The organism is Streptomyces sp. NPDC005070 (assembly GCF_053600395.1).
In genome coordinates, this window is sequence record NZ_JBSFZS010000246.1 from 1 (window position 1) to 5750 (window position 5750).

4 protein-coding genes and 1 pseudogene are annotated in these 5750 nt (G+C 72.3%); all 5 read right to left on the bottom strand.

Annotated features, from left to right (window positions below):
* Positions 1–88: pseudogene (locus ACWEBX_RS36775) on the bottom strand (ABC transporter ATP-binding protein); the annotation flags it as partial.
* A gap of 113 nt (positions 89–201) precedes the next feature.
* Complete coding sequence (locus ACWEBX_RS36780) at positions 202–1260, bottom strand: BMP family lipoprotein (RefSeq protein WP_451889092.1); 1059 nt, start codon at positions 1258–1260, stop codon at positions 202–204.
* A 417-nt stretch (positions 1261–1677) separates the two neighbouring features.
* On the bottom strand, positions 1678–2901 hold the full coding sequence (locus tag ACWEBX_RS36785; RefSeq protein WP_451889094.1) for a M20 family metallopeptidase: 1224 nt from the start codon (positions 2899–2901) through the stop codon (positions 1678–1680).
* A gap of 653 nt (positions 2902–3554) precedes the next feature.
* Positions 3555–4379, bottom strand: a complete 825-nt coding sequence (pstB, locus tag ACWEBX_RS36790) for a phosphate ABC transporter ATP-binding protein PstB (RefSeq protein ID WP_451889095.1) — start codon at positions 4377–4379, stop codon at positions 3555–3557.
* Between the two features lie 337 nt (positions 4380–4716).
* The gene (locus ACWEBX_RS36795; protein WP_451889093.1) at positions 4717–5625 is read right to left on the bottom strand and encodes a sortase; all 909 of its coding nucleotides are present in this window, start codon (positions 5623–5625) and stop codon (positions 4717–4719) included.
* Positions 5626–5750: the final 125 nt, after the last annotated feature.

Genomic DNA, 5750 nt, shown 5'->3' on the forward strand with positions numbered 1-5750 from the left:
AGCCGATCTTGTCCCGGCGCAGCTTGGTGAGCTGCTTGTCCTTCAGGGAGCCGAGTTCGGTGTCGCCGATGCGCACCGAGCCGGAGGACACCTGGGGTGCCCGCCCGTTCCGCGGTACTTCATTCATGTTCGCCCGCCGGGTGGAGCAGAGGGGGACCGGAGGCGGGCCGGGCCCGCCGCGGTCACCCGCCGTTCACGCGACTAGGAGGTCTTGACCTTGATGTCACCGGCGATGATGGCCGCCTTGGCCTTGGCCACGGCGTCGTTCAGACCGGCGATCTCCCCCATCTTCGGGTTGCTGTCGGCGAGGCCGACACCGTTCGCCTTGAGGTCGAAGGTCTGCACACCGGTCAGCGGCTTGCCGTCGTGGACCGACTTGGACAGCGTGTAGACCGCGCCGCCGACGTCCTTGAGCGCGGAGGTCAGGATCTTGTCCTTGTACGCCGCCAGCGCTTCCTGCTTGTACTGGTCGGAGTCGACGCCGATCGCCCACACGCCCGCCTTGGAGGCGGCCTCGATGACACCCTGGCCGGAAAGACCGGCGGCAGCGTACAGGACGTCGGCGCCCTTCTCGATCTGGCCCTCGGCGGCGGCCTTGCCCTTGTCGGGGCTGGAGAAGCCACCCTCGGCGGCGGTCTGCGTCAGGTACTGCGAGAGGACCTTCACGCCGGGCTTGGTGTCCTTGACGCCCTGCGTGTAGCCGGCCTCGAACTTGTGGATCAGCGGAACGTCCACACCTCCGATGAAGCCGACCGTGTTGCTCTTGGTGGCCTTGGCGGCGGCGACACCGGCGAGGTAGGAGGACTCCTGCTCGGCGAAGACCAGGGAGGCGACGTTCTTGCCGTTGACGACCGAGTCCACGATGCCGAAGGTGGTCTTCGGGAACTTCGCGGCGGCCTTCTCCAGCGCGGGGCCGTAGGCGAAGCCGATGCCGATGACCGGGTTGTAGCCCTGCTTGGCGAGGGACTCCAGACGCTGCTGCTTGTCGGCGTCCGTCTCGTTGTCGGTGGGCTCGACGTCGGCCGTCTGGTAGCCGAACTCCTTCTTCGCCTTCTCCAGGCCGGAGAACGCGGCGTCGTTGAAGGACTGGTCGCCCTTGCCGCCGACGTCGTACGCGATGGCGAGGCCCTTGCCGCCACCGCTCTCGCTGCTGTTGCTGCTGCTGTTGCTGTCGCTGCTGGTACCGCCGCACGCGGTGGCGGCGAGTGCGAGCGACGCGACCCCCACCGCGATCCGGGTCATGCTGGCAATCCGACGCATCTGAAGTTCCCCATTCTCCAAAGCCCCGCAGTGGGTGCTCAGTTCGGCGCACATTAACGCGCGTAGACCGTCCAGGGAACGGGGTTCCGCCTGGCCGTTATCCATTCGTGCCGATGGCCGGTTACGTCCTTGTGAACCATGCGGCCGAAAGGCGTGTTCGGGGACGCAGTGACCGTCACGGACCTCACGCGGCGCATCCGGGTACCGGACCCCAGGTGACGGAGCGGATGGTCGCTGCTCCACAAAGTGACTGTTGTCGAAGAACTGCCGACCACGCTACTGCCGGGGCGTGGGGGGCGCGACCGGAGTTCACCCGGTCGCGTCCGCCGCCTGTTCGGGGCCCCAGGATGGGGGTTGGTCCAGCGGCCCCGGGGCGGGCCGGCGGGCGGCCCTGGGAGGGCGCTCGACCCGCGGGCCCTAGGAGGGGGGCTGGTCCAGGAGGGCCGCGGCGGTGAACATCTCGACGCCGACCGTGATCGCGTGCTCGTCGGCGTCGAAGTCGCCCCGGTGCAGATCGCGGGTGGTGCGGTCCCCGGGGCGTCGGACCCCGAGCCGGGCCATCGCGCCGGGCACGTGCTCCAGATACCAGGAGAAGTCCTCGCCGCCGAGGCTCTGCTCGGTGTCCTCGATGGACTGCGCGCCGCGCCGGGCGGTCATGGCGTCGCGGAGCAGATCGGTGACGGCCGGGTCGTTCACGACCGGCGGGACGCCCCGGATGTAGTTGATCTCCGACTTGGCGCGGTAGAGGTTCGCGATCTCGTCGATGGCCGCGTGGACGAGGTCGGGCGCGGCCCGCCAGGCGTCGAGGTCCAGGCAGCGGATCGTCCCGGACAGTTCGGCGTGCTGCGGGATCACGTTGCAGGCGTGACCCGACTCGATGCGCCCCCAGGTCACCGCGAGCCCGCTGCGGGCGTCCACGCGCCGGGCGACGAGCGCCGGCACGTCGGTGACGACCCGCGCGGCGGCGGTGACGAGGTCGGTGGTGAGGTGGGGGCGCGCGGTGTGGCCGCCCGCGCCGTCGAGCGAGACTTCGAGCCGGTCGCACGCCGAGGTGATGGCGCCGTGCCGCAGTCCGATACGCCCCGCGTCGACCCTCGGGTCGCAGTGCACCCCGACGATCCGCCCGACCCCTTCGAGCACGCCCGACTCGATCGCGTCCGGGGCGCCGCCGGGCAGCACCTCCTCGGCAGGCTGGAAGATCAGCCGGACACGCCGGGGCAGCAGGCCCTGGGCGTGCAGATCGGCGAGGACGAGACCGGCGCCCAGCACCACCGTGGTGTGGACGTCGTGGCCGCAGGCGTGGGCGCGGTCGGGCACGGTCGAGCGGTACGCGCAGTCACTCTTCGTGTCCGGGATGGGCAGCGCGTCGATGTCGGCGCGCAGTGCCAGCATGGGGCGTACGTCGTCGGCGTCCCCGATGTCACAGATGAGGCCGGTCCCGATGGAGAGGACCCGCGGCTGGAGGCCAGCCTGCTCCAGGCGCGCCTTGATCGCCGCGGTGGTGCGGAACTCCTGGTTGCCGAGCTCCGGGTGCATGTGCAAGTCGCGGCGGAACGCGACGAGTTCGGCGCGCAGTGCCTCGGGCAGCGCGCCCGGGAGCAGCGGCTCCCCGGGGAGATCGGCCTCGGACTCTCGGGACATCAGTTGGTTCACCCTTTGAAGGGTAGGACGATCGGGCGGCCAACTAACCCACGATCAACAAAAGTTCAGCCCGTTAGGGGAAGAAAATCTGACCGTGGGGTGCATGGTCGGCTACGAGGATGGGTAAACTCGCCCGGCTCTTCGGGCGTTTGGATCTTGAACGGGTGCGGGTGACCGGCTGTGATCCGACTCGTCGGCGGCGTCCGCCGATGTGCACCGGAGAAGGCCCGGGGTTCCCGGGCTCATTCCCCTTCTTGGTCTCCACGGTCTCACACCGACGCGCCCGGATCCCGGCGAGGGCACCGTCTCCGGCCTGTTTCGGGTCACGTTCCGTCATGAGGGAGCCCTGGGCGCCGGTGCCGGGCGGACGCCGCGGGCCCGGGCCGGGCGGGACCGTTCACGCCCCCGGCACGGGCGGGTCGCGGGGCCCGCGCCGGTGCGGGCGGTCCTGAGCCGGTGCGGGCGGCCCGGTGCCGGACGGGATCGGTGAGTGGGTGGGTCGGGGACGGGCCGGTACATCGATGCCCGTCGCCACCGACGGTCAGCTCTCCGTCCAACGGCGACGGGCTGATGCACCGGCCCGGCCCCGACCCACCCACCGGCCCGGTGCCGGACGAGGTCGGTGCCGGACGGGCACGGTGCGGAACGGTGGCTCAGCCGAAGCGGCCTGCCACGTAGTCCGCGGTGCGCTGGTCCTTCGGGGTGCCGAAGATGTCGGCGGTGGGACCGTGCTCGACGACGGCGCCCGGGGTGCCCTGCTCGGCGAGGAAGAACGCGCACTGGTGCGAGACGCGGGCCGCCTGCTGCATGTTGTGGGTGACGATGACGACGGTCACCTGTCCGGCGAGCTCGTGGATGGTCTCCTCGACACGCCGGGTCGAGGTCGGGTCGAGCGCCGAGCACGGCTCGTCCATGAGCAGGACCCGGGGCCGCACGGCGAGAGCGCGGGCGATGCACAGGCGCTGCTGCTGGCCTCCGGAGAGCGCGCCGCCGGGCTGCCGCAGCCGGTCCCGGACCTCCTTCCACAGGCCCGCCCGGGTCAGGCTCTCCTCGACCAGCTCGTCCTTCTCCCGGCGGCCCAAGCGCGTGCCGGTCAGGCGCAGGCCCGCGACCACGTTGTCGTAGATCGACATGGCCGGGAACGGGTTCGGCTTCTGGAAGACCATGCCGATCCGGCGCCGGGCCTCGGTCAGCCGCCGCTCGGGGGCGTAGATGTCCTCGCCGTCGAAGAGCACCTCGCCGGCCATCGCGGCGGAGGGGATCAGCTCGTGCATCCGGTTGAGGGTGCGCAGGAAGGTCGACTTGCCGCAACCGGACGGGCCGATCAGGGCGGTGACCTGTCCGGCGGGCATGGTGAGGGAGACGCGCTCCAGCACCAGGTGACTGCCGAACCAGGCCGACACCTCGCGCGCGTCGAGCTCGGCGGGAGCCGCCGCGGGGCGGGCCGGGAGCGTCCCGTCCGACGGGACGGGCGGCAGGACGACGGTGTCGGCCGCGGGGCCCGGGTCGATGACGGCGGTGGCGGCGGGCGCGGCACGGCCGGTGCCGGCGGTGACCGCCGGGACGCTGTCGGTCGGGGCGGTCTCGTTCGCGGCACTGTCACGCGCGGCGGTCGCATCGGTCACGTCGGGCACCTCATGGCGAAATCGGGCCGGGCTCGGCTCGGCGGGGTCAAGGCGGAGAGCCGGGTGGGCTCGCCGGGTCAAGGCGATGAGTCGGGGCGGGCCCGGCTGGAAAACAAGGGTCGGGACAGGGGTCGGGGGCCGGACCGGTCTGCGGGGTTCCGGTGGCCGGGCCGCGCGGGGCTGTGGGCGGTCAGGTCAGGTTGGGGAGGAGTTCTGTGGCTCGGGTCGCCACCTGGAGGCCGAGGACGGCGACGACCGGAGCGAACACGATCCAGGTCTGGTGTCGGCCCCAGCGGTGCCAGGCCCACACCGCGGCGACGGCCGCGACCACCAGTGCCTGGAGCCACATCACCAGCGGCCACGGCACTCCGCCGGGCCGGGCCAGTGGCTGTTCGGCCTCGGGCAGCGTGCCGGAGCGGATGACGGCGGCCGGGGTCTGCGCCGGCGCGGAGACCAGCTCGGCGTCGACCCGCAGCACCCCGCCGGGCATGAAGTCCGCTCCGGTGGCCGTGAGGAGGACCATGCGGCCCTTGCCCGCGTCGAGCGGGGCGGGCGCGGGATCACCGGCGCGCCGGAGGCCGAAGACCCGGTACGTCGCCTTGCCCTGGCCGGTGGTCACGGTGAACGTGTCGCCGTCGGCGAGGTCGCCGAGGTGTCCGAAGGAACCGCCGTACGCGGCGGCACGGCCCATCAGCACGCTGGTGCCGGCCTGCCCCGGCATCGGGGTGTCCCGGCGGTGGCCGGGTCCGTCCTTCATGACGCCGGAGTCGGTTCCCTCCAGGACCACCTGGCGCACCCGCAGGGCGGGGATGTCGACGATCGCGACCGGGGTGCCGGGGGCGATCAGCGCGCCCTGCTCGTCGGTCTGGGCCACCGGTGCGGTGCCCAGGGCCAGTTGGGCGCGCAGGGAGTCGTACGCGGCGTGCTGCGCGGCGCGTTCCTGGAAGCCGCTGAGGAACAGCAACTGGGCGGTGAGGCCGAGCAGCAGGGCCGCGAGGGTGAGCAGGCCGCCGCGGGCGAGATGCCGGACGGCGGTGACGCCCCGAACGCCCGGCCGCGGCAGGGGCGTTGCGAGCGTGGTCTGTACGGCGACCGTCACGGCGGCACGTCTCCTTCACTCAACTCATGGAACGGGTGGGGCGGATGGGGCGGATCGGGGGCCTCGCCGGGGGCGTCCGGGTGGACGCCCCCCCGGCGGGGGGGGTGTGGGGGTCCCGGGGTGAG

Coding starts and splice junctions, on each gene's coding strand:
- ACWEBX_RS36785 (WP_451889094.1), bottom strand. CDS start 2,901: ATGTCCCGAGAGTCCGAGGCCGATCTCCCCGGGGAGCCGCTGCTCCCG.
- ACWEBX_RS36780 (WP_451889092.1), bottom strand. CDS start 1,260: ATGCGTCGGATTGCCAGCATGACCCGGATCGCGGTGGGGGTCGCGTCG.